Origin of the sequence: Paraflavitalea devenefica (assembly GCF_011759375.1) — a bacterium.
In the GTDB taxonomy this organism is placed as follows: Bacteria; Bacteroidota; Bacteroidia; order Chitinophagales; family Chitinophagaceae; genus Paraflavitalea; species Paraflavitalea devenefica.
The window spans coordinates 282,245-308,730 of record NZ_JAARML010000001.1 but is presented as its reverse complement, the minus strand read 5'-3'; the positions used below and the strand labels follow the sequence as shown (position 1 = coordinate 308,730).

13 protein-coding genes are annotated in these 26,486 nt (G+C 48.9%); 6 read left to right on the top strand and 7 right to left on the bottom strand.

All coding sequences use genetic code 11. The annotated features are described in order from the left end of the window. Position 1: 1 nt before the first annotated feature. Positions 2-1,906, bottom strand: a complete 1,905-nt coding sequence (locus tag HB364_RS01120) for a DNA polymerase III subunit gamma/tau (protein ID WP_167286058.1) — start codon at positions 1,904-1,906, stop codon at positions 2-4. Between the two features lie 120 nt (positions 1,907-2,026). Between HB364_RS01120 and HB364_RS01115 the strand changes: the two genes are divergently transcribed. The 4 genes from HB364_RS01115 to HB364_RS01100 all read left to right on the top strand — a co-directional run bounded on the left by HB364_RS01115 (position 2,027) and on the right by HB364_RS01100 (position 8,318). After that, positions 2,027-2,656, top strand: a complete 630-nt coding sequence (locus tag HB364_RS01115; RefSeq protein ID WP_167286057.1) for a TetR/AcrR family transcriptional regulator — start codon at positions 2,027-2,029, stop codon at positions 2,654-2,656. A 62-nt stretch (positions 2,657-2,718) separates the two neighbouring features. After that, on the top strand, positions 2,719-4,086 hold the full coding sequence (locus HB364_RS01110; protein WP_167286056.1) for a TolC family protein: 1,368 nt from the start codon (positions 2,719-2,721) through the stop codon (positions 4,084-4,086). 11 nt (positions 4,087-4,097) lie between these two features. Further along, positions 4,098-5,162: an efflux RND transporter periplasmic adaptor subunit gene (locus HB364_RS01105; RefSeq protein ID WP_167286055.1), complete on the top strand. Its 1,065-nt coding sequence runs from the start codon at positions 4,098-4,100 to the stop codon at positions 5,160-5,162. A gap of 120 nt (positions 5,163-5,282) precedes the next feature. After that, positions 5,283-8,318, top strand: coding sequence for an efflux RND transporter permease subunit (locus HB364_RS01100; protein WP_167286054.1), 3,036 nt, complete (start codon positions 5,283-5,285; stop codon positions 8,316-8,318). Positions 8,319-8,404: 86 nt separating this feature from the next. Here the strand turns inward: HB364_RS01100 and HB364_RS01095 are convergent, their stop codons facing one another. Then, complete coding sequence (locus tag HB364_RS01095) at positions 8,405-10,327, bottom strand: S9 family peptidase (protein ID WP_167286053.1); 1,923 nt, start codon at positions 10,325-10,327, stop codon at positions 8,405-8,407. A gap of 159 nt (positions 10,328-10,486) precedes the next feature. Next, positions 10,487-13,549, bottom strand: coding sequence for a VIT domain-containing protein (locus tag HB364_RS01090; protein ID WP_167286052.1), 3,063 nt, complete (start codon positions 13,547-13,549; stop codon positions 10,487-10,489). A gap of 676 nt (positions 13,550-14,225) precedes the next feature. On the opposite strand from HB364_RS01090, the gene atpD reads away from it, so the two are divergent. After that, positions 14,226-15,725 (top strand): F0F1 ATP synthase subunit beta, encoded by a 1,500-nt coding sequence (gene atpD, locus HB364_RS01085; protein WP_167286051.1) that lies wholly within the window; start codon positions 14,226-14,228, stop codon positions 15,723-15,725. A gap of 82 nt (positions 15,726-15,807) precedes the next feature. Continuing rightward, on the top strand, positions 15,808-16,071 hold the full coding sequence (gene atpC, locus HB364_RS01080) for an ATP synthase F1 subunit epsilon (protein ID WP_167286050.1): 264 nt from the start codon (positions 15,808-15,810) through the stop codon (positions 16,069-16,071). Between the two features lie 55 nt (positions 16,072-16,126). Here the strand turns inward: atpC and HB364_RS01075 are convergent, their stop codons facing one another. From HB364_RS01075 to HB364_RS01060, 4 genes are all read right to left on the bottom strand, one after another. Continuing rightward, on the bottom strand, positions 16,127-17,311 hold the full coding sequence (locus tag HB364_RS01075; RefSeq protein ID WP_167286049.1) for an acyltransferase family protein: 1,185 nt from the start codon (positions 17,309-17,311) through the stop codon (positions 16,127-16,129). Between the two features lie 218 nt (positions 17,312-17,529). Beyond that, a complete protein-coding gene (locus HB364_RS01070) occupies positions 17,530-20,157 on the bottom strand; it encodes a PKD domain-containing protein (RefSeq protein WP_167286048.1) in 2,628 nt (875 codons plus the stop codon). 224 nt (positions 20,158-20,381) lie between these two features. Next, positions 20,382-20,525 carry a hypothetical protein gene (locus tag HB364_RS01065; RefSeq protein ID WP_167286047.1) on the bottom strand — a complete coding sequence of 48 codons (144 nt, stop codon included), beginning with the start codon at positions 20,523-20,525 and terminating at the stop codon, positions 20,382-20,384. A 175-nt stretch (positions 20,526-20,700) separates the two neighbouring features. Continuing rightward, positions 20,701-26,130 carry a PKD domain-containing protein gene (locus HB364_RS01060; RefSeq protein WP_167286046.1) on the bottom strand — a complete coding sequence of 1,810 codons (5,430 nt, stop codon included), beginning with the start codon at positions 26,128-26,130 and terminating at the stop codon, positions 20,701-20,703. Positions 26,131-26,486 lie beyond the last annotated feature (356 nt).

Genomic DNA, 26,486 nt, shown 5'->3' with positions numbered 1-26,486 from the left:
TCTAATTATCCACTTCCAGCTTCAGGCGGTCGCGCAGTTCCTTGACCAGGGGATACTGCTCTACAATATGTTGGTATTTTTCGCGCAGGGTAGCCGGGCGTTCTGTGGGTTCTTCCGGCGCAATAGCGTTCTCATTAACTACGATCGTGAACAGCAACTGCCGGTTGTTAAACACCTGTTGCAGGTATTCTGATAATACGCGGCGTTCGCCTTCAATGAACTTTTGTTCCAGGTTATTATTCGTGACCACCTCAAAAGTCTGGTGGTCCTGTATCACCAGCGTGGCCATCAGGAAGGATTGGTTGGCGGGATTCTTGGCCTCTTTCAATTGCAGGGCAAACTGCCGCCAGCATTCGTGTAGCCTGTCCTGGCTGAGGGGAATAGGATCGCCGGCGCTTTCTATGGCTTTGCCCACAAATTGCTGCCGGAGCGCATTCAGTGAACCCAGTTTGGAAGACGTGGTTCCGGGTTTTGTGTTTTGTGTTTCGGGTTCTTTAGGTGCGGCTGGCTGATTGATCACTGGCTGACCGGTAGCAGTTGCTGTTTGCTGGTTACTGGTGGCTGATGCCTTAGATATGGCTTGCTGATTGCCAACTGCCGCTTGCCCACTTGCCACTCGCTTCTCACCACTTACCCCTTCTTTCGTCTCAATAATCAGCTTCGCCTCATGTCCTGCAGCCTGTTTGGAAGCTTCTGGCTTCTGGCTTTTAGACTCCGGCTGCTGTTTCACTACGCCCAGGCTCTTGAAAGCAACCGGTTTTGCTTCATCAATCAGTTTTTTTTTAACAAGGCCATCGCTGGCCAGCTCTACCGCCTGTTGCAGATAGGCGAGTTTGATCAGCGCCAGCTCTACATGCAGCCGTTTATTACGGGCCGCTTTATAATTGATCTCTGTCTCGTTCAATATATTCAGGGCACTGATGAGGTAAGCTACCGATACCTGTTTGGAGGTTGCTATATAGCGGTCTTTAAAACTCTCTACTACCTGCAGCAGGTTGGCCACCTTTTCATCTTTACATACCAGCAGGTTGCGGATAAATTCAGCAAAGCCATTCAGCACCAGGTCGCCTTCAAAACCTTTGCGGTCTATATCATCATACAACAGCATAGCGCCGCCCAGGTCCTGCTGCTGCATACATTGCATCAGCTTGAAATAATAGTCGGCATCCAATATATTCAGGTGCTCCAGTGTGTTCTGGTAGCTGACCACGCCGTTGGTAAAACTCACGATCTTATCCATGATGCTCAGGGCATCACGCATACAGCCTTCACTCTTCTGGGCAATGAGGTGCAGGGCAGATTTTTCTGCATTGATCTCTTCTTTTTTGCAGATATCCTGTAAGTGCTCTACGGTATCGTTGGCGGTAATGCGCTTGAAATCGAAGATCTGGCAACGGCTCAGGATCGTAGGAAGGATCTTGTGCTTCTCGGTGGTAGCCAGGATGAAAATGGCGTAGGGGGGCGGCTCTTCCAGCGTTTTCAGGAAAGCGTTGAAGGCCGAAGAGCTGAGCATGTGCACCTCATCAATGATATACACCTTGTACCGGCCGGCCTGTGGAGCAAAACGCACCTGTTCTACCAGGGTGCGGATATCATCCACCGAGTTGTTACTGGCGGCATCCAGCTCATGGATATTCATGGAAGTACCCTCATTAAAGGAGGTACAGGAGTGGCACTGATTACAGGCCTCGCCATCGGCGCCCACATTGGTACAGTTAATGGTTTTGGCCAATATACGGGCGCAGGTGGTTTTGCCCACACCCCGCGGGCCACAAAACAGGAAGGCATGCGCCAACTGTTGATTTTTAATGGCATTTTTCAGGGTAGTGGTAATATGTCCCTGTCCTACAACGGTATCAAAAGCCTGTGGTCTGTATTTTCTGGCGGAAACAATAAACTTATCCATGTATATCCCTCTTGCGGCAAATGTAAGTAAATAACAGGGGCCCTCATCTTGAAAAAATAAGGACAGAAATATTTGGATACTTAACAGTGTTAAGTATATTTGTGCTGTTAATTTACTACTATGGGTATTTCGGAAAGAAAGGAAAAGCAGAAACAGGAGATCCGGAAAATGATCCTGGACGCCTCTATGAAGCTGTTCGTGGAGCAGGGCTTTGAGAATGTCTCTATCCGTAAAATAGCCGACCTTATAGAATACAGTCCTACAACGGTTTACCTCTATTTTAAGGACAAGGATGATATTCTTTTCAACCTGCATGAATTGGGCTTCCAGAAAATGGCGGAATACAATGAAGGGTTATGGGATATTAAGAATCCTTTGCTGCGCCTGTACAAGATGGGAGAGAACTATATAAAGTTTGGACTTAGCCACCCTGAATTCTACGATGTTATGTTTATTCAGCGGTCCCCCATGCTGGTGGTGGAGCAATCTATAGCGTGTGAATGGAAAAGTGGTGATGTGGTGCTTGGAAGGCTCAAAGATACCCTGCAGGAAGCAATGGATAAGGGACTGATTATCAAAGGGGATCTAAATGCGGTATCCATGGCTATCTGGAGTTTGGTACATGGCCTTGTATCACTATCTATCCGCGACAGGTTTAACAAATTAGTGCCCCCTGAAACAGTAGTACCTATGATGCACCAGGCCCTGAACTGGTTACTGGAAACTATTGATTTGACCGGTAAACGGTAGGTCATTTTTTTTGCCCTGATACTTAACAGTGTAAATAATATTTACAACATAAATCATAAGCCATGATAGGAACACTTATCCGGGCCGCAGGCATGCGGTATGCATTGGCGGCAGGGATGCTTTTTGCCCATGCTGCCAAAGCCCAGGACATTTTAGCGGGCTATTTGAAAAGAGGGCTCGATAGCAATCTTGCCCTGCGTCAGCAGTACTTCGATCTGCAAAAAGCGCAACTGGACCTCAAACGGGCCCGGACCTTATTCTATCCGCAGGCCAATGTTACTTCCCAGTATACCCTGGCCCATGGTGGCCGTACGCAGGATCTGCCGGTGGGCGACCTGCTCAATAATGTGTACTCTACCTTAAATGAATTGACTGCCTCCAATAAGTTCCCGCAGGTGCCGAACCAAACCATTGCCTTCCTGCCCAATGATTTCCATGATACCAAACTGGAAGTGTCGGTGCCGGTGGTAAACGTGAACATCCGCTATAACCGGCAGATCAAAGAAGAGCAGATCAATACGCAACAAGCCACTATCGGGGTGTATAAACGCGAACTGGTGAAAGACATCAAACAGGCTTATTACCAATACCTGCAGGCCGATAAGTCGGTCACTATCTATAACAATGCGCTGGGGCTGGTACAGGAAAATCTGCGGGTAAGCGAAAAGATGGTCAACAATGGCACAGCTACCAAAGAAGCCATATTGCGGGCAAAGGCCCAGGTGAGCCAGGTACAGGCATCCCTGATTGAAGCTACCAATAACCGGAAGAATGCTGCCGCTTATTTTAACTTCCTCCTCAATGAGCCATTGGAAACAAACATCCTGGCCGATAGTATGGTGACAGAACAGTTGGCGCCGGTGCCCCCACTGGCCCAGGAAGTACCTGCGGTAAGGGAAGAACTGGCACAGTTGAAGAGCACACAAAAAGTGCTGACCACCAACCTTAAGCTCAATAAATCGCACCTGGTACCTACCCTCAATGCTTTTTATAATATCGGCTTTCAGGGTTTTCAGTTCAAATTCAACGGTGATCAGTTCTACCAGTTGGGTGGCCTGCAACTGCGCTGGGAGCTTTTCCGCGCCAACGATAACAAATACAAAATACAACAGTCACAGGTCGACCTGGAGGCGCTGACCAATCAATACAAAAGAACAGAACAGCAACTGAGCCTGCAGGTGCGCACCGCTTATAACAACTATTATTCTTCCCTGCAAAGTGTAGCTGCCCTGCGCGATGAAGTGCAGAGTGCCCAGGAAACTTATCGCCTTACAGAAAGGCGTTTCAGGGAAGGGCAGGCGCTGCAACTGGAACTGGTTGACATCCGTACCCAGCTCACCAATGCGCAGATCAGGTATTCCCTTGCCCAACTGGCTGTATTAACCAGGGCCGCTGAAGTAGAGCGTGCCACTGCTTCCTATACTTTTTAAAAACACTAGTCATGAAAAAGATATGGTATTCATTCCGCTTTCTGATCATTGCGATCACTGCTTTTGCTGTTGCCCATTGCAACGGAAAAAGCCAGACCAAACCAGTAACTGCTGTTGAGGAAAATGCAATAGCTGTAAGGCTTCAACCGGTATCCGATACTGCCTATACACCTGTATTACGGTATTCCGGTACGATGGCCTCTACCACAGAAGCCGCTCTTTCTTTTAAAGTCGGTGGCATTATTTCAAGGATCTACGTAAAAGAAGGAGATGCTGTAGTGAAAGGCCAGTTGCTGGCTACTCTCAATCTTACAGAGATCAATGCCCAGGTACAGCAGGCTACACAAAATGCTGAGAAAGCACAACGTGATGTAACCAGGGCCAGGAACTTATATAATGATACCGTGGCCACACTGGAACAATTACAGAACGCCACTACACAGCAGCAGGTAGCAGAAGAAGGATTGCGCATTGCCCGGTTCAACCAGCAGTATGCACAAATAAGGGCCACTGAAAACGGCATCATCCTGAAGAAAATAATGAATGAAGGAGAAATGGCGTCTTCCGGCGCGCCGGTATTCCGTCTCAGCGGCACGGCAGGCAATGACTGGGTAATACGGTTCGGTGTGTCGGATAAAGACTGGGCGGTGCTCCGGAAAGGAAATAAAGGCATTGTAAGTCTCGATGCCTATCCGCAAAAAACATTCAATGGCCTTGTTACCGAAATAGCAGAAGGGGCCGATATGGCCAATGGTACTTATGAAGTAGAAGTAAAAGTTGTTCCTGAGGGCGTTCGTTTTGCCACCGGGTTATTTGCCACTGTTCAGTTGCAGCCTTCTGCCCTGCAACGGGTAACGCTGGTGCCTATTGAAGCATTGGCCGAAGCGGATGGAAAGAAGGGATTTGTTTATACCGTTAACAGCGATCAGAAAACAGTACAACGCCATGCTGTTACCATTGCCTTCCTGGAAAAAGACAAAGCCGCCATTGTGAGCGGGCTGGATGGGGTGCGGGAAGTGATTACGGATGGGGTAGGATACCTGACAGAGAAAGCAATTGTGAAGGTAGTGAAGTAGGCGAGAGGTAAGTAGCGAGTGGCTAGTGGGCTTTATTTTCAGGTTGCTGCTTATTGTCAGCTTCACTAGCCATTTACCACTCGCCACTAGCTTTTTAAAAACTAATTCAATCAACGATTTATGAAGATAACTGATTTCTCAGTCAAAAACTATCAGTTCACGCTTATTGTGTTTGTGATGCTGATAGCCATAGGACTCAATTCGCTCTTTAATATGCCGCGCGGGGAAGACCCTGATATAGAAGCGCCAACATTTTCTGTTATTGTTATTTATCCCGGTACCAGTCCACATGATATGGAAGAGCTCGTAGTAGACCCTATTGAAAAGAAATTAAATGAGCTGGATGATATCAAGAAACTGGTCACCCGGATTGATGATGGCTTAGCAGTAGTACGTATTGAATTCAAATATGAAACAGATGTTGAAAGGAAGTACCAGGATGTGGTGCGGGAAGTAAATGCCTTGCGGGGGAAATTGCCGCCGGATATCCTCAGCATGGACATACAGAAGTTCACGCCATCGGATGTAAATATCTTACAGGTTGCCCTGTTGAGTGAAACAGTACCCTATAAAGACCTCGAAGAATGGAGCAAGGAACTGAAGGAAAGGCTGGAAAAAGTAAAGTCACTCAAGAACGTAGAGAACTGGGCCTTCCCCCAGCAGCAGGTGAGGGTATCCCTGCACCTGGAAAAACTGGCGCAAAACAAAATACCGCTCAGCAAAGTAATGGGCGCCATCCAAAGTGAGAATGTGAATATTCCCGGCGGCAGTATTGAAATGGGCGCCAGGAAATTCAACATCAAAACAAGTGGTAATTATCAAACCGTTGAGGAGATAAAGAATACCATCGTCAGCAGCGCCAATGGCAAGCTGGTGTATGTAAGGGATATTGCGGAAGTTGGGTTCGATTACGAAGAACAAAGCTATATCGGCAGGCTGAATGGCAAACGGGGTGTATTTGTAGTGGCCAGCCGGAAATCTGGTACCAATATATTTGCGGTGGAAGAACAGGTAAATCCTGTATTGGAGCAATTCCAGAAAGACCTGCCCAAAAACATAGTCTATGAGCAGAGCTTTAATAATGCCGAAAGTGTGCGCAAGCGGCTCAGCGGGTTCAGTGGCGACTTCGCCATTGCCATCTTCCTGGTGTTGTTAACCCTGCTTCCGTTGGGCCTTCGGGCTTCCATCGTGGTGATGATCTCCATTCCTTTGTCGCTGGCTATTGGATTGTTCCTGCTGGATATGTTTGGCATTACCATCAACCAGTTGAGCATAGTAGGGCTGATCGTCGCATTGGGCCTGCTGGTAGATGACAGCATTGTGGTGGTAGAGAACATTGAACGTTACCTGCGCATGGGGTATAGTAAAAGAGAGGCTGCTATGCAGGCTACCAAACAGATCGGGCTGGCAGTATTGGGTTGTACGGCTACCCTCATCTTTGCCTTCCTGCCGCTCATGTTCCTGCCGGAAGGGGCCGGTGATTTTATCCGTAGCCTGCCTGCCGCTGTAGTGACCACCGTACTGGCTTCTTTATTTGTATCGCTCACCATTGTTCCCTTCTTGTCAAGCCGCATATTGAGCCCGAGCCATAACCCTGAGGGCAACTGGTTCCTCCGTGGGCTGAAAAGATTTATCGGCGGCTCTTACCGCCGGTTATTGCACAGCGCTATCGCACATCCTGTCATTACCTTGCTGGTGGCGCTCGTTATATTCATTGGCAGTATCGCCCTGGTGCCTGTGGTAGGGTTCAGTGTATTCCCTGCTTCAGAAAAGCCGATGTTCCTCATCAACATTGAAACGCCATTGGGTACCAGCCTGGCCACCACCGATAAAGTAGCCCGCTACGTGGAACAGGAGATAAAGAACATTCCCGACCTGAAGAATTACGCTACCAATGTAGGGCACGGCAATCCGCGCATCTATTACAACATAATACCGAAAAACGAGGCCAGCAATTATGCCCAGTTATTTATTCAGCTAAAGGAAACACCGCCGGCAAAGAAGATAAAGCTCATTGATGAGTTGCGCACCCGGTTCAAGGATTATCCCAATGCAAAGATTGAGGTAAAGGACTTTGAGCAGGGGCCACCGGTGGAAGCGCCGGTTGCCATCCGCCTGTTCAGTGAAGACCTGGATACCCTGCGCGCTTTATCCTTCCGGGTGGAAGACCTGCTGAAGCAAACGCCCGGCACCATGTATGTGAATAATGAGCTGACCACCCTGAAAACGGATATTAAGATAAAAGTGAACAAAGAAAAAGCAGGCATGCTGGGCGTACCGGTGAATGAAATAGACCGGTCGGTACGGATGGCTATTGCAGGGCTCAATATTGGCACCTTCCGTAAAGAGAATGGCGATGAGTACAATATCAATGTAACCTTGCCCAGGGGCAATCACCAAACACTGGATGCCTTGCAAAAGGTGTATGTGAACAGCTATAATAATACGCCCGTACCGTTGGGGCAGGTGGCCGATATACAGTTCCAGGCATCCCCCACCAGTATCAATCACTACGATAAAGACCGTTATACCGTGACCACCGCTTTTATTCAAAGCGGGTACAATACGACGAAAGTAACAGAAGGACTGTTGAAAAACCTGGACACGATGCAGTTCCCGGCCGGCGCACACTATGTGGCAGCAGGTGAAGTGGAAAGTAAGCAGGAGAGTTTTGGCGGGCTGGGAACCATTGTCCTTATCACCATCTTTGGCATCCTGGGCATCCTGGTACTGGAATTTAAAACCTTCCGGGGTACCCTGATCGTATTGTCGGTAGTGCCATTGGGCATTATTGGCGCGGTGCTCATCTTACTGGCTACCGGCAACACTTTCTCCTTTGTAGCTGTTATTGGCCTGATTGCGCTGGTGGGTATTGAGGTGAAGAACTCCATCCTGCTGGTTGATTATACCGATCAGTTGCGTAAGCAGGGCATGGGGCTGGATGATGCGATACAGGAAGCAGGCGAAACCAGGTTTGTGCCCATCATCCTCACCACGCTCACGGCTATTGGCGGATTAATGCCCCTGGTGTTGGAGAATAATCCCTTGTACACACCGCTGGCACTTGTGATCATTGGTGGGCTGATCAGTTCTACACTGCTCACCCGTGTGGTAACGCCGGTGCTGTATAAACTGCTGGCGCCGAAGGTGGGATAATGAATAAGCTGCGAGCCCCGAGCTGCGAGCAACGAGCCAAAATAGCAGGCTCGCAGCTCGTTGCTCATAGCTCGCAGCTTTTCTTTTTAATTCAGCTTCGTCTTTGTAGTATCTCCCTTCAGGTGTTTATCCAGGAATTGAAGGATCTGTCCATAGCCTTTGATCTCATTTTCTTTCTTCACGAAGCCGTGGCCTTCATCAGGGAACACTACATATTCCACCGGTACGCCATTCTTTTTGACGGCTTCTACCACTTCATCGCTTTCGATCTTCAATACGCGCGGATCATTGGCGCCCTGTAGCACCATCAGGGGCTTTTTAATATTGCCGGCATGTAAGAGAGGAGAGAATTGTTTCAGCCGAACGGTGTCTGCTGTATTGGGATCTCCGATCTCTTCATACAATGCTTTCCTGAATGATTCCCAGTAGGGAGGTACTTCTTTCAGGGTACGCAGCCAGTTGGCTACGCCAAACAGGTCTACGCCGGTCTTGAATTCATCGGGTTGAAAACACAAGGCTGCCAACGTCATATAGCCACCGTAGGAGCCGCCGATGATACCTATTTTGGATGAGTCCACATAGGGTAGGGAAGCCAGGTACTTTTTGCCCCATACGCAGTCCTGCAAATCCTTTTCACCGTGATTGCGGTTATCCATCTTAAAGAATGTTTTACCGTAGCCGCTGCTGCCGCGGTTGTTCACCGCCAGTATAGCATAGCCATGATTTACCAGGTATTGGATGAGGGAGAAATAACCAGCCCTTGATTGTCCGCCCGGGCCGCCATGTACCCATACAAGTGCCGGCACTTTATTGTCCTTGCCGGCTTGCTGGGGTTTATAATAGATGGCAGGGATCTCCAGTCCGTCAAATGATTTATACCGTACTACTTCGGCCGATACCAGCTCGTCCTCTTTGATCTCCGGGTTGAGGGTATTGGTAAGCCGCTTCAGCTCTTTGGTGCTAAAATCATATACATAGATATTATTGGGCGATTTGGAATTGCCTACCGTAAGCCGCATCTTGTTTTCACTGCGGGAGATGCTCACGCCATGGATATCACCATCCTCAATTTTAGGGAAGTCTATGGGATTACCTGTTTTATGGTCAAAGATGTAGAGCTTGTTTTTCCCATCTTCGTTTACGCCAATAACACGGTATTTCTCATTGTACGAAAGATACATGTACATTAGGTCCCAGTTGGTGCTGTACAATTTTTCTTTCTTGCCGGTTGGTATATCATACTTCACCACATACTGGAATTCACTGCCTTCATCGGTGGCATAATACAGGGTATTGTTGTCCATGGAGAACTGTATAGGGAAGCTATTGCCTTCAATGCTATCCGTGTTCAGCTTGTTGGTTTGTTTTGTTTGTTGATCGGCCAGGAAGATATTGGTAGAAGAAGTTGTAAGGGTTTCTACCAGTACCAGGTATCGTTCATTGTCTGATAGGGCGCCTACATCAAAGCCGTTATCATTTTTGTAAACCATGGCAGGCTTCCAGGCAACGGTATCCATCTTATACAGGTCAAAAAAGCGGGGGTCGCGTTTGTTGCTGGTGTAATAGAAAGATTGATTGTTCCGGCTCCAGCTAAAAAAGGTGGCCTTTTCTTTGGCGCCGGGAGTAAGATCTTTTACGCTGCCGTTGCCCTTTTGCAGGAACAGGTGGTCGTTTTCGTTACCACCTTTATCCGAGCTGTAAATAAAATTGGTAGTGCCCGGCACATAATCATTGCCGAAAACAGACTCTTTCGTGGAAGTGGTCAGGGCCTTTTTTTGTCCGCTGCCAAGATCTATCTCGTAGGCATTATAAATACCGCTTTCATTACTGTTGATCAGCAATTTCGTATCGTCTGATGAAATGGCGCCGCCGCCTACATTCGTGCTTTTATAAAACTGTTCAATGGTATATTGGGTTACTTGCCGGGCTTCGGGTTCTTTGGTACCAGGTTGGTCATTACAGGCCAGCAAACTGCCGGCGATCACAAGCAGAGAAAGGTTTTTTTTCATGTCTATAAAGGTTTTAACAGAGAAGATAACACAATAAAGGTTTCCGTGAGTAGGTATAATGGTGAATGGTAAATGGCGAGTGGCGAGTAGCAAGTGGGCAGTGAGACACTTCCACTTGCCTTTGACCACTCGCTACTCGCCACTTCCCACTAGCCGGTATTACTGCTTCCTGCCTGCTACTTCTTCCTTGCCTGGCTTCCCAAATTCAAACTCTCCTATCAGTGCCCCTTCTGTCTTGCTGCCCTTTTCCATTTGCACGGTGATCAGCTTCCTTTCCTGGCGGCCGTCGGCATAATGCGTAAAGATCTCCGCCATCACCGTAGTAGGACCGCTGAACTTAAACTGCTGGTCGCCGTAATAGTTTACCTTTACCTGGTACCTGCCATTGATCGCTTTCTTCAGCAGGAACTGTTCCGGGCCATAGCCGCGGGTAAAATCATTGGAGATCCGCCCGCCGGTCAGGGTTTCTTTATGGCCGTAATAACAAGTTTCCTGATTGGGGTCTGTCACCCACAGGTCTATATCCGTATCATTCTTATTCCAGCTCAATACCACCCGTACATCGGTAGGCATGGCATGGATCAGCTTACTGTCAATGGCCGAAATATCCAGCTTGTTCTTATGCAGGCTGATGAGCTGGTTGATCTCCGTAACAATGATCTCTTCAATGCCATTGTACATACCGGAAATACTTACGCTGTAATTCTTTTGAAGGGCCGTATACAAAGTGTCCAGCGCCTGTTGATAATAACCGGCATCTGCCAGCGCCAGTCCATAATCACGGTAGCTATGCGGCTCCTGCGGACGCCATTGCAGCACTTTCCTGAAAACGGTTACCGCTTCTTCATAGGCGCCCGTCTCCCGCAGCTTAAATCCCAGCAGCTTGTACAGCTCATGGTTCTCCAGATCAATTTCGGCCATATTCGTCAGTATCTGCAGGCCGGTGAGGGTATCCCTTTCCCGCAGGAAGAAATTGGCCACATCATAATAGAAGGTGGGCGTGTAGAGGTAATCTTTGCGCAGGGCGAGGTAGGAGGCATAGCGGTTGCCGGCCTTCTCTTTGGCCAGTGCCTGCAGGTAAATTCTTTCCGGCGTCCATTGTTTAATATCAATCGAGCTTTTAACCCGCCTGGTATCATCAGCGCCGGGCGATTCATAGGTATAATGCAGTGCCTCTCTGTCCTTCACTAAATTGCGCTCCACAGCAGCATCATTGCGCAATAACGGATTTGCCTTGCGGCGGTTCACTTCTACGCCGGCTACACGCCCTTCCAGTTGGGCTGGGGCCTGGGTTGATACCGAAGGTGTGCTACCGACCACATCGCTCTTGCGACGCGCGTCATAACCCACTACGACTACCTCCTGTAGTTCGCCCGGCGTGGCAGGACGCGCATCTGACCTTTCTGTACGCCGGTATTCTTTATCTTTCTCCGGTCTGGGTACCGCTTGTGCCGTGAAATTCCTGTTCCACCAGCTTACCAGGTTATTAAAGTAGTGCAGCGCATTGATCAGCATGAGTTGTGTCCTGTCTCCCCGTTGTGCCAGTTGCTGTTTGATAATACGGTCATATTGGTCTCTTAACTCAGCCGGTGGTTCTATCTCATACCGCACATAATCCTGCACTGCTTCCAGTACGATCAGGGAAGTATTGCGTGTTACGATGGAGAACTGTTTACCCAGGAAGGTGATCAGCTCTTTGTGCTGCTCATATTGTACATCCAGTTCCCCGATCTTTTTTTGCGCCCACACACGCGACAGGTTCACTGCATCGGAGGCATGTTTACTGAAATCAAGCGTAATGGTTTTTTCTGCCGTTACCGTAGTGCCATAACCAAATTGCAGGGTAACGGTTGCTTTGGGTTCTGTCACCATGCCGGCGAGGGAAAAATGATTCAGCACTGGTTTGGGCATAGAGGGATAAGTTTCGCTCACCTGCCTGTTGGGTTTAATGCCAATGAACTGGAAGGGCTGTTGCGTAAGCAGGGTAGCAGCGGCTACCGTTTTCAGGGCATCAAGATTAATAAAGGCGCCTCCTGTTTTTTGGGCTATGTATTGCAGGTAAGAAAAGTCAGAACGCGGCGCTGAACTGATCGTATACACCGGCTTATTGGGCAACGGCATTTCCCCATCACTCAGTGACGATAGGCCATCTGTAAAGAAGAGGTACTCATCACTGGCCGGGTAGGTGATCCGGCTGTAGTTGGTGCCGCCATCATAGGCCAATTGTTCAATTGCGTTCTTCAATTCACTCCAGTTGCCATTCCGCACCCTGAATTCGCCTGCCTTTCTGAAAGTATTGTTGAGTATGGCCAGGCTTACCAGCAGGTTGCCATTGTGCTCCAGGTATTGGCCCAATAACTGTAACTCCTTCTTTATATCGCGGTTCAACCCGCTCAGGGAGGCATCCCAGATCACCGTTATCTCCTGGGGCTTTGCTTTGGCGCGATGTTCCTGTTGGGGAAAGCAATTGACCAGGAAATAATAATTGCCGCCTGATTCCTGCATCATCACCTCGGTATTGTCGGGCGATTTGGGAATGGTGATGGTGAGTGAATGCTCCGGTATAAAATGTTCTTTGGTCACGGAAGCCGTATAATTATTATTCCATGCTTTGAACTGTAATTCATCATCCGGCTCTTCTTCCAGTTGGGGTTTCATGGCCGGCTGCACCACGGCCACATCCAGCTTGAAATGGTCCACCGGCTTCTTATGGTCCAGTGGCAGGTGATAACGAAGAAGCCGCTTATTACTGAATGATAGTTCCTCTTCATAAGCAATCATGATGATGCGGGTGCCATTGGCGGGCAGGGGGTAAATGCGTGTGCGGAAATTATTACCTTCCACTTTTTCCAGCAGGCCGGGATCTACGCGCCGGCGTTCGATCTCTTCAAATACCTGGGTGGCTTTTACTTTTTCTACCGGTACGGCTTCCCGCATCCGGCCATTCATATCCAGGGCATACCTGCTTACAGATACGCCTTCCGGTAAAGGGAAGATGAGTTCACCTTCCAGCGGGCGGCTGTTGTTATTGCGAAAAGTCATTTCCATGGTAGTGATGGCGATCGTGCCGGCGATCTTTACGTCTACCGATAATTTACTCAGGTATACATTGGGGTCTTCTTTATCCTTGATCTTTAGTTGGGGCAATTGGGCCTGGGCAAGGGAATGGCAGGCCATGCCTATTGCCAGCATGACCACGCCGCAGCGTGTGCTTAACTTCATAAAGCGAGTATTTCCAGTAGGATGCGGGCGGGAAGGAATTTACATAATTAAACCTGGAAACCTGGCATGGCAGGAATTCCTTCAAAAGCAGTTGGGAAGCTGTATAATAAGTATAAGTTGAAGGGCAAGAAGGAGCAGCGGCAGGAGTTTGTCCCAAAGATTTTTAAGCCCTCCCCACATCCCTGGGGGTATTTTTTAGGACATCCCCGTAAAAAAAAGAAAATGCCATTTTGGCGGTATTTTAAACGGAATGAAACAAATCCCTGCCCCGATTATCCTCAGGCTCCACCACCTTAAAGCATAGTTGTTCCGGGGCTGCTCCATAGTTGAAGCATGGATGAAGGTACTTTATGCTAAACGAATGCTAGACTTATGCTAAACCAACGCTAAGCGGACCATTTTCAGGGCCTTTCTGGGGGCAGACCGGCAGCAGAGGCCGGAAAGAAGGGAAGGAGTGCAAATCAAAATAGGCAGGCCCATAATTCAACCAACTTGTATAAGCTAATTTACTGCAATAATGGCAGTAAGCCAAATATTTATCTCATCCACCGGTTATCCCCGCTCTTTTATATTTCTTACTTTCTATATCCAAATTCTCCTTTCCTCCCTTACCTTTGCGGCCTGAAAACACCCCCTGTTAAAGGGTGGTTAATAAAACAATACATTCTTAAAACATATGGCAAACGTTGGTAAGATCAAACAGATCATCGGCGCGGTAGTGGATGTGCAGTTCGAAGGAAAGCTCCCGGAAATTTATAACGCATTGGAACTGAAGAGACCCAATGGCGATACCCTGGTACTGGAAACACAACAGCACCTGGGTGAAGACAGCGTACGCTGCATCGCTATGGATGGTACAGAAGGCCTGGTACGCGGTCTGGAAGTAACAGACACCGGTATCGCGATCGCTATGCCTGTAGGCGATGACATCAAAGGCCGCCTGTTCAATGTAACCGGTGATCCGATCGATGGTTTGCCAGCCGTTTCCAAAAAAGGTGGCCGCCCCATCCACAGCAAGCCTCCCGCATTCGAGAACCTGAGCACTTCTTCTGAAGTACTTTTTACCGGTATTAAAGTAATTGACCTGATCGAGCCCTACGCAAAAGGTGGTAAGATCGGTCTGTTTGGTGGCGCCGGTGTAGGTAAAACCGTATTGATCCAGGAATTGATCAACAATATTGCCAAAGCATATAGTGGTGTATCTGTATTCGCCGGTGTAGGTGAAAGGACCCGTGAAGGAAATGACCTGATGCGTGAGATGATCGAAGCAGGTATCATGAAATATGGCGACGCTTTCAAACACAATATGGAAGAAGGCGGATGGGACCTCAGCAAGGTAAATATGGATGAGTTGAAGGAGTCTAAAGCGACCTTCGTATTCGGTCAGATGAACGAGCCCCCCGGCGCCCGTGCCCGTGTGGCCCTCTCTGGTCTTACCATCGCTGAATACTACCGTGATGGAGATGGTCAGGGTAAAGGACGTGATATCCTCTTTTTCGTAGACAATATCTTCCGTTTCACCCAGGCCGGTTCTGAAGTATCAGCCCTGTTGGGCCGTATGCCTTCAGCGGTAGGTTACCAGCCCACCCTCGCTACCGAGATGGGACTGATGCAGGAGCGTATCACTTCTACCAAGAATGGTTCTATCACTTCCGTACAGGCCGTTTACGTACCTGCGGATGACTTGACCGACCCTGCTCCGGCTACTACCTTCGCCCACCTCGATGCTACTACCGTATTGAGCCGTAAGATCGCCGACTTAGGTATCTATCCTGCGGTTGACCCGCTGGATTCTACCAGCCGTATCTTAACGCCTGCCATCGTAGGTGATGCTCACTACAACACTGCTAACCGTGTTAAGCTCATCTTACAACGTTATAAAGAATTACAGGATATCATCGCCATCCTCGGTCTGGATGAGTTGAGCGATGAAGACAAACAAACCGTTGCCCGTGCCCGTAAGGTACAGCGTTTCCTGTCTCAGCCTTTCCACGTAGCTGAGCAGTTCACTGGTCTGAAAGGTGTACTGGTTCCGATCGAAGAGACCATCCGTGGTTTCAACATGATCATGGACGGTGAGGTAGATGAGTATCCTGAAGCAGCCTTCAACCTCGTAGGTACCATTGATGATGCGATCGAAAAAGGTAAGAAATTGTTGGCTCAGGCACAAGGATAAGTTGTTGCGTGTTTCGGGTGTTGTGTTTCGTGTTGAAAAACCGAACTAAAGAACCCGGAACTCCAAACTCAAAACCCGAAATATGAATTTAGAGATATTAACTCCGGAGCGTAAACTTTTCAGCGGTGATGTATACGGCGTTCAGTTACCCGGCATTACCGGCTTGTTTGAAGTGCTCAACAGGCACGCGCCGCTCGTAAGCGCCCTGAAAGCCGGCCGGTTGAAAGTATTGAAAGATAAAGCCAATGACCAGGTGATATATGATATCCAAAGTGGTTTTGTGGAAGTACTGGACAATAAAGTAACTGTGCTGGTAGAAGGCGCTGCCCAGGTAGAAGGAAAATAATATTCCTGTTCTGTTCAGCTAATACATTTGATCCCTCCGCTTTGCGGGGGGATTTTTATTTGGCTTCGCCGGCAACTTCCGTGACCGGGGCTACTTTTACCGGCGGTGCAGCAGATTCACTGCCATACTTTTCCCGGCGTTCTGTGAAGGGTAGTTCGATATAACGGTAACTCAAAGCTGAGACAGCAATGGAAACAATGATAAATGATAACCAGATCAGGAACTGGTAAGGCAGTGCATATTCTTCTTTATAGATGTATTTGAACAAAAAGTCCGACAGCAGCGTGTGCAACAGGTACACGGAATAGGATATCTTACTGATAAAAGTAACCGGCGCCGAAAACAGGCCCATCGTTCTCATGTATTGCAAATAAGGCATGGCCAGCGCAAAGCCGATGCTGAACAGCGGGAAAATGAAAATGGCGCTGATCACATTGATCCGGTCCGGATGAACGAAACTGAAATACAACCACACAGAACCGGTAAGCAGTACAATGGAAGCCAGCAGTAACAGGTTCTTGTGTTTTTGCAGGAAGGACTTATAATTGTTCATCAGGTAAGCAGTGAATACGCCCATGGCGATAGCGTCGAGCCGGAAAAGGGTGATCCTGCGGATGTGCAGGTCCCAGTGTGCATTAAAGCCCGCCTTCAATTGTTGTATATAGCCCGATTCAAGCAATACGAAAGAACCTATTCTTAAAATAAGGGGTACTGCAAAGAAGAGCACAATCATTAACAGGAACGACCTCCGGAAAGGTAGCTTCCGGATATTCATGAAGAAGAACAACAACAGGGGGAACAGTAAATAGAAATATTCTTCGATGGTGAGGCTCCAGGCCGGTATAAAGAAATAGGGGTGGGGCCACAGGAAATTCTGTAAAAAGAAGGGAAACAGGAAGGCTGTTAAAGGTACACTGTGCGCACCGTCAATCAGTATCGTGAGCACAATATTCAGTACCAGTACAATGTAATACAGCGGCAGTGTCCGGAACCATCTCCTGATCCAGAATACTTTCAGGCCGTTCTTATCCAGCTTTTTCTGAAAGGCCTTGTACATGATATTGCCGATCAGGAAACCACTCAGCACAAAAAATATCTCTACGCCCGCAAAGCCCATAAAGGTAAAGAGGTATTCTTTGGGCCAGACAAATGGCAGAAAGGCCAGGGAATGACTCAACAAAACCAGCATCACGGCAGTTGTTCTCATCAGGTCGAAACCTATATATCTGTTTCCTGTCATAAATCTGTATAAGGGCGCGGTAAAATACAATTTTATTTCAAATCCTGCCAGTGTTTAGCCGGTAAGACGGTAAGGCGGGAAGAAAGTTGTGGAAGCAAGCAACAGTATTGAAGCCAATACCTTCCCGTCTTTCCGCCTTCCCGGCCATAATAAAAAAAGGGGCCGCCACAACAAAGTCGTGACGGCCCATGCCTTTCTTTGGATATTGGATAGTATGCTTATTGTTTAACGAACTTGCTCACTAAGCGCGTTTCATTACCTATTACTACTTCCAGGTGATACACTCCGGGCAGCAAAGAAGTGATGTTCAGGCTTTGCTGGTGGAATGATTGTGCTTTCTGGAAGCTTGTCTTCATAGCCAGCTTGCCGGCCATATCATAAACATTTACGTAAGAAGCTCCGTTGGTAGCGCTGGTCGTTTGCACAGCAATCTGGCTTTGTGCAGGATTGGGGTACAATAGCAGCTTGCTTTCCGTAACGTCGGCTTTTGCATCAGCAGTAGTACTGGCCTTTGTGGTTGCTTCGGTGGTCACCGAAGTAGTCCGGGCCGAACTTGTGCTGGTGAGGCTGGTAGCGGAAACGACAGTGATCACTACGGTATCGCTCCAGGGCCTCCAGTCAAAGCCCCATGCGGTGAGCTTGAACTTATAAGTACCTTCTACCAGGTTGCTTACAGTGGTAACAGACACCGATGCATTGGCAATATTGTGTTGTTCGGGACCGCTTATCTTAGCCCAATGCCAGTTTTTAATAGGACCTGCAGGATCATTGGATGCTGAGCCGTTCAGCGTAGTAGTGCTCGAGGTAATTGTCTGGTCCACGCCTGCATTGCAGATGCCGTTGCCGGTGGTGCCGCTGCCCGAGCCGGAGCTGGTGTTTGCCAATACAGTCACCTGCATGGTATCAGCCCGTGGAACCCATTGGTTATCCCATACAACCAGGCGGAACTTATAGGTGCCCTGCGTCAGGCCGCTGGCAGTAGCGATGGCTGCATTGGGAGTGGCAATAGTGGCGGCAGGACCACTGATCTTCGTCCAGTTATAATTCTTGATCGCACCATTGGGATCTGAAGAAGCAGAACCATTCAGGGTGGCGCTGCTGGTAGGTAATGTTATGGTAACATCAGCACCTGCATTGGCAACCTGGCCCGTAGTGGGTGGTGGCGTGGTGGTAGCTGCATTCACTGTCACCTTCTTGATATCGGCTGTGGGCACCCAGTTATTGTCCCATATTGTCAACTGGAATTCGTAAGTACCTGCTACCAGGTTGGTGGCAGTGGTTACTGCTGCTGAAGCATTCGTAATTGTGTATTGTGAAGGACCACTGAGCCTTGTCCACTTATAGGCCCTGATCGTACCGTTGCCGGTAGGGTCAACAGATGCTGAACCATCCAGACCAACACTGCTGGTGGGCAATGTAATGGTAGCGTCTGCTCCGGCATAGGCGCCGGTGATCGTGCCACCATCAGGTTTGGAAATTGCGGCTTTAACGGTCACAGTAACATCATCAGTGCCTGTGCCATTTACATTGTCAGTGGCAGTCAGCCTGAATACGTAAGTACCTTCCACCAATTTGGTAACAGCAGTAGAAGCTGCATCCGGGGTGCCAATGCTGAAGGTAGTAGGGCCGCTTACCTTGGTCCACTTAAAGCCGGCAACATAACCGTCCGCATCGGAGCCGGAACCGTTCAATGTTACAGTAGAAGTGGGCAGGGTAATGGTCAAATCAGCGCCTGCATTGGCAACGGGCGCCTTATTGGAAGTGGGAGGAGGTGCACCCAGGCCTACTGTTACAGTAACAGTATCCAGCGACCAGTCGGCACGGTCATCCACCACTTTCAGTTCATATTGGTAAGTACCAGGCATTGTTAAGCCAGTAACGGTTGTACTGTTATTAACAGAAACAGAAGCAGTGATCACACCGGCGCCGGGACCTGCAATCTTTGTCCATATATAACGGACAATCTTACCATCCGCGTCACTGGAGCCTGCTGCACTCAGGGTAACAATTCCCAGGGTGGAAAGAATAGACAGCGGGTTACCTGCCTGGGCTACCGGACGTTTGTTCACCGGTAAGCTTTTATTCTGTCCCAGGAACCATTCGTACAGGTTGGGGTTTTGCCAGGTATAGCCAACATCATACACGCGGCCCCAGATCCAGTGCTGGCCGGTGGGCCAGATGGTCATATAAGGTTTTACCGCGGGGTTCGCATTATTAATAGCCTGAATAGAGCTGGTGGTACAGCCGGCGCCTACGGTAGCATCATCAGCAGCATGGAAGGCCCATACGGGTAAGTTGGCATTGGCAATATTGGCAAAATTCACGTTCTGGCAGGTACCGCAGGAAACGCCGATAGCAGCCAGTTTCTGTGCATTGGCCAGCGTTACGCCGGCATAATGCCAGGTACCACCTCCGCCAAGGCTTAAGCCGGTGAGGAAGATACGGTTCTCGTCAATACGCAGGTTCTTCTTGGCATAGTTGATCATCTCTTCTACGTAGAAGTCTTGCCAGTTACCGTACTTTTTGTCTAATTGGGGAGTTAAAACCAGGAAGGTTTCTTTTTTACCATTCCAGTCGAAGGTCATGTTGTGACCATTGTTGATGGCGCCTGCCGGACCAGCTCCAAGGAGCATGGGTAGATCGGTGGTGCCATTTCCTCTTTCGCCAATACCGTGTAGCATGATGATCACAGGATACTTGGTGGTGAGGTTGGCATTGTAATCAGTAGGCGTATACTGATAGAAGCCAATGAATTGTCCATTGCTGGCGGTCAGGCTTTTCGGGACTTGCTGAGCGGTTACTGTCAGGGCCAATAACACACTTAGGCACAGGGATAGTTTTTTCATAGAGAATTCTGAAATTTAGCACATAGGTTATTAAATAGGTTACCCGCACGATCATAGTGGCATTCAACCGTCATGATCATGATGATGATTCACATCATCGTTACTCCGCTCCAAACTGTAGGCTATAAGGAGAAATGGCAGTCGGTTAGCTATAATTACCCGCCTTCACTCGTGGGAAAGGGTACGTGTGAAAATGCAGAGCCTTATTATTGGACTTACCGAGCTTAAATAGGGAAAGATTGAACGGCAGAAAAAGTCGCAATTACTATACCAATCTCGATAAAAGCTTGTGTTATTTTTAACTGAATTATAATTTCTTTTCCAATAGAAATTGGTTGTGTAAGTCTCTCTACAAGGATGTTGTTCATAAAATATTGTTTTTGAAGAAATCGCTGAAATCATGGCCTGTACAGCATTTCAGCAGAATAAAAAACAAAGCGGCTGTAGTTAGTTGTTCACCGCCTGCAGGCACACAAAAAAACAAAAAACGGGATGAAGTATTTCATCCCGTTTCCAAAGAATAAAGCGTTTAAGTATTTCTGTTTATCGTTTTATAAACTTTGCCACCATTCTCTTCTTACGTTCGATCTGTACTTCGATATAATAGTTACCCGATTTGAGGTGGCCGATGGCAAACGGGAACTCCTGGTATGCCTGCGATTTCACGCGGGTATGTACTTCCAGCGGGCGGCCAAACTGATCGATCACTGTAAAGGTGGCCACACCAAGGGTATCGGTGATACAGCGGACGGTGATCTGGGAAGCGCCCTGTGTCGGATTGGGATAGATCACGATATTATCCTTATACCGTAAGTTGTTCACCACCGAAACAGTTACGCTGTCTGTACTGGTATCACCGTCATTATCAGTGACTGTCAGCTCAAAAACATAGTCTCCGGGCAGCAGGCTATTGACCGTAGTGTTCATGGTGTTGCCACCGATGAGGGCGGTGGAAGGACCACTCACCTGCCTCCAGGCAAAACCGGTAAGTGTGCCGTCCTCATCATAGGAAAGCTGACCCTTCAGGGTAGTAGAAGTTGCCGGAACGGTTAGGGTAGTGTCTTTTCCGGCATTTGCTATGGGTTTCTTGTTGGGCTCAACAGGTTCTGCCAGTACAATAAGCCGCACCTTGTCTTTCGAAGTGCCGCCCCTGTTATCGGTAACGGTCAGCTCAAACTCATACTCCCCGGCTTGCACACCTATAATTGTTGGTGTACTGGATGCGGCATTGATAATTGTCAAAGCACCGGTGCCGGCTGTTTTTGTCCAGGTCCAGGAAACGATCGTTCCATCCGGGTCATTAGAGGCCCTGCCATCCAGGCTAATCACGGGGTTTGGCAGGCTCGCACTGAAATCATCGCCTGCATTGGCCACCGGCAGCACATTGGGCGGCAGCACTACTGTTACTGTTACGGTGTCTCTATCAATAGCATTATAATTATCAGTTACTGTTAATACGAAGGTATACACACCTTCTGCCAGGTTCGTAAGGTCGGTAGAAGCTGCATTCGCATCGGCAATAGTGAACTGGCCAGGCCCGCCGATCTTTGACCAGGCATAGGTAATGGTATTGTTACCATCGGGGTCAGCCGAGGCTGTGCCATTCAGTACAGTGCTGTTGTCGGGCAAGGTCAGTGTAACATCCGTGCCCGCATTGGCCACCGGCGCCTGGTTCGGATTCGGACTTACCGTGATTACTACGGTATCTTCATCAGACAGGCCGCCTCCATCAGTCACGGTCAGTTGGAACACATAAGTTCCCTGTACCAGGTTGCTCAGGGTGGTGGTAGCCGCACTGGGATTACCCAGCGCAAATTGGGTAGGACCACTTACTTTATTCCAGTAGTATGCTACGATCGTATTAGCGCCTTCCGGATCAGCAGAAGCAGTGCCATCCAGTGTTACACTGTTGGTAGGCAGGGCAATGGTCTGATCAGTTCCGGCATTGGCGACCGGCTTCCTGTTTGGAATAGGCATTACAGTAATTACCACTGTATCCATATCCGACAGGTTACCATTATCTGTTACCTGCAATTGGAAAGTATAAGTGCCTTCCACCAGGTTGCTCAGGGCAGTGGAAGCTGCATTCGGGCTGGCGATCGTGTATTGCGCAGGTCCGCTCACCTTTGTCCAGGCGTACGTGGTAATTGTATTATTACCGTTCGGATCGGTAGATCCGGTACCATCCAGGGTGGTACTGTTATTGGGCAGCGGAATACTGATATCTGCGCCTGCATTGGCCACCGGCGCCTGGTTGGGGTTTACATTCACGGTTACTGATACGGTATCCCTGCTGGTTAAACCGCCATTATCGGTAACAGTCAATTCAAACGTATAAGTACCCTGTACCAGGTTGCTCAACGTAGTAGAGGCTGTACTGGCATTGCCGATGTTGAACTGTACCGGGCCGGTAAGCTTAACCCATGCATAAGAGGTGATGGTATTATTGCCATCCGGATCAGCAGAGGCCGTACCGTTCAGCGTGGTATTATTAACCGGCAGGGTAATAGTGATATCAGCACCTGCATTGGCTACCGGCGCCCTGTTGGGGATAGGATGCACCGTTACAATTACGGTATCGGCATCGCTCAGACCTCCGTTGTCGGTAACCAGCAGGCGGAACGTATAGGTGCCTTCCACCAGGTTACTCAGGGCTGTAGTAGCTGCATTGGCATTGGCCAGTGTAAAGGAGGTTGGTCCATCGATCTTTGTCCATGCGTAGGTAGCAATGGTATTGTTACTATTGGGATCAGAAGAGGCTGAACCATTCAGGCCTGTACTGTTGGTAGGCAACGTGATCACGATATCGGCGCCTGCATCGGCTACCGGCGCTACGTTGGGTTCGGGTTTAACGATGATCTTAATGGTATCGAAAACCGGCACCCACACATTATCCCATATCCTCAGCCTGAAAGTATAAGTTCCTTCTACAAGATTGCTCAGGGTGGTTACACTAGCATTGGCATTGGCCAATGTATACTGGGCCGGACCTGTGAGTTTTGTCCACTCATAAGCTTTTATAACACCATCCGGGTCATAGGAAGCAGTGGCATCCAGCGTAGTGCTGTTGGTAGGTAAAGTGATCGTAATATCGGCTCCTGCAATAGCTACACCATTCTGGTTGCCTGCAGGAGGCTGGGAATTCACCACCACGGTTACGGTATCTTTTGCGGTGGCGCCGTCATCATCAGTCACGGTCAACTCAAAGGTATAAGTACCAAGCACCAGGTCACTCAACCCTGGCGACGCCACGTCTGTAGCGCTCAGGGTATAAGTAGCCGGGCCACTGATCTTTGTCCACAACCAGTTGGTGATCGTACCATCTGTATCTGCGGATGCCGAGCCATTCAGGGTAGTACTGCTGGCAGGCTGGGTAATAATAATATCAGTACCTGCATTGGCTACCGGCGGCTGGTTCACAGCGGGCGCGGGATTCACGATCACCTTCACTTCATCGGTATGGGTGAGTCCGCCATTATCGGTAACAGTGAGGGCAAAAGTATAGGTGCCTGCTACCAGGTTGCTGAGGGCTGTAGAAACGGCGCCCGCATTGTCCAGTGAATATTGGGTAGGCCCGCTAACCCAGCTCCAGGAATAACTGTTGATCGTTCCATCGGGGTCAGCCGAAGCAGTCCCGTTCAACGTAGTATTATCAACCGGCAGGGTAATGGTAATATCTGTACCGGCATTGGCTACCGGTGTTTGATTCACCGGCGCTGGTTTTACCGTTACCACAATTGTATCATTATCGGTAAGCCCGCCGTTGTCGGTTACTGTTAACTTAAAAGCATACGTACCCTCTGCCAGGTTACTTAAACCAGTAGAGGCAGCAGCGGCATCAGCCAGTGTATACTGGGTAGGTCCGCTGATACGGCTCCAGGCATAAGTACTGATCGTGCCATCCTGGTCGGAGGAGCCGCTGCCATTCAGCGTAACGCTGTTGGCTGGTAAAGTGATCGTAAGATCGGTACCGGCATTCGCTACAGGCGGCTGATTGGCCGGGGCGTTGACCGTTACCAATACTGTATCATCATCGATGAGTCCACCTGCATCTGTAACCAGCAGCCGGAAAGCATACGTACCTGCTGCCAGGTTGCTCAGGCCTGTAGAAGCAGCGCCTGCATTGGCCAGGGTAAATTGGGTAGGCCCGCTGATCCTCGTCCACGCGTAAGAACTGATGGTGTTATTCCCATTGGGGTCAGTAGCCGAACCATTCAGGGTTGTATTATTGATGGGTAAAGTAAGCGTAATATCGGTTCCTGCATTGGCTACAGGAGGTTGATTGGAAGTGGGGGGATTCACCGTCACCTTAATGGTATCGGCTGTAGGTACCCACAGGTTATCCCATATCACCAGTCTGAAAGTATAAGTGCCCTGTACCAGGCCCGTGAGGGCGGTGGTGGCGGAAGAGGGGCTGGCAATGGTATAGGTGGTAGGACCGGTAAGTCTTGACCAATCATACCTGCTCACGCTACCATCCGGGTCATAAGAGCCGGAGCCATTCAGGGTAGTGCTGTTGGTAGGCAGGGCGATCACAATATCCGGACCGGCCACGGCAACACCACTCTGGTTGGGGCCGTTCACGTTTACTTTTACGGTATCATCATCACTGAGTCCTTCCACATCTTTTACCACCAGGCGGAAAGTATAACTACCCAACGTCAGGTTACTCAGCGCAGGAGACGCTGTAGCGGCGCTGGCGATAGTGGCAGTATTGGGGCCTGTAAGTTGTGTCCAGGCATAAGAGGCCATCTTTCCTTCAGGGTCAAACGAGGCACTGCCATTCAATGTTGCACTGCTGGCAGGCTGGTTGATCGTAATATCGGTACCGGCATTGGCAGTAGGGGCCTGGTTAGGTCCTGCGCCGGGGTTCACGGTAATCTTAACGGTGGCCAAAGTCCAGTCGGCCCTGTTATCTACCACTTTTACCTGGTATTCGTAAGTACCGGCGGAGATAAGTCCTGTTACGGTGGTAATACCATTGGTAGATACCGGAGTGGTGATCGTTCCATAATTAGGGCCGGAAACCTTGCTCCATATATACCGTACAATATTACCATCCTGGTCGGTGGAAGCGGAGGCATTCAGCGTCACTGTTCCTACACCGGTAGTGATCGATTGGGCAGGTCCTGGATTGGCCACCGGTCTTACATTCACCGGCAGGCTCTTATTTTGGCCCAGGAACCATTCGTAAATATTGGGGTTTTGCCAGCTATACTCAGTATCAAATACACGGCCCCAGATCCAGTGCTGGCCAGTGGGCCAGATGGTCATATAAGGTTTAACAGCCGGGTTTAAATTATTAATGGCAGCAATAGAGCTGGTAGTACAACCAACCCCTACTGTGGCATCATCTGAAGCGTGAAACGCCCACACCGGCAGGTTCGCATTGGTAATATTGGACCAGGTAATGTTCTGGCAGGTACCGCAACAAACACCAATACAGTTCAGCTTTTTGGCGTTGGCCGCAGTAACCCCGGCATAATGCCAGGTACCACCACCACCAAGGCTTAAGCCGGTGAGGGTAATACGGTTGGTATCAATATTCAGGTTGGCCTTTGCATACTTGATCATTTCATCCACATAGAAATCCTGCCAGTAGCCATAGCTTGCAGAAAGCTGGGGCATGAGTACCAGGAAGGTTTCCCATTTGCCATTCCAGAAAAAGCGCATAGGGTGGCCGTCTTTGATATTCCTCGGTGTACCATTGCCCAGCACCGCTTCCAGTTGGGGCGATTGACCATTACCCCGCTCACCAATACCATGCAGGAAGATGATCAGCGGATACTTTGGCTGCAGGTTAGGATTATAGTCAGTAGGCGTATATTGGTAAAAACCAATAAACTGTCCGTTAGAAGCCGTAAGGCTCTTGGGCGCCAATTGAGAAAATCCTGTAAAAGATAAGAGGATGAGGAGGAGCAGTAATGTGGCCAGGGCATGCCACTTCCTCCTTGTGAGTGTACAGTTTTTCATGAGGTTGATTTTTCGGATTTAGGATAGCTTGGACTATCTGGACTTTTCGGATTACGAATATGAATATACAATAATCCTACCAGGAAACAACTATGTGGTGTTATTAGCGACATGAAAAAGCCCCGTTTTTTAAAAAGTAGATGCACTGACTTTCTTAGAAGTGGATCAGAGGGAACAGAATCAGAAGGTGTCGGGTAAGCAGGAAACTCACGCAAAATAAAGGCCAAACGCGTGTTCCAGCATTTAAAATGTACAAAATGTGGAAAACCCAGCTTGAATTGAAGGAGAAAAAAGCATGTAATTAAAATCTAATGCCTGTTACAGTTTTTGATGTATATCAAACTAATAATGGCTGA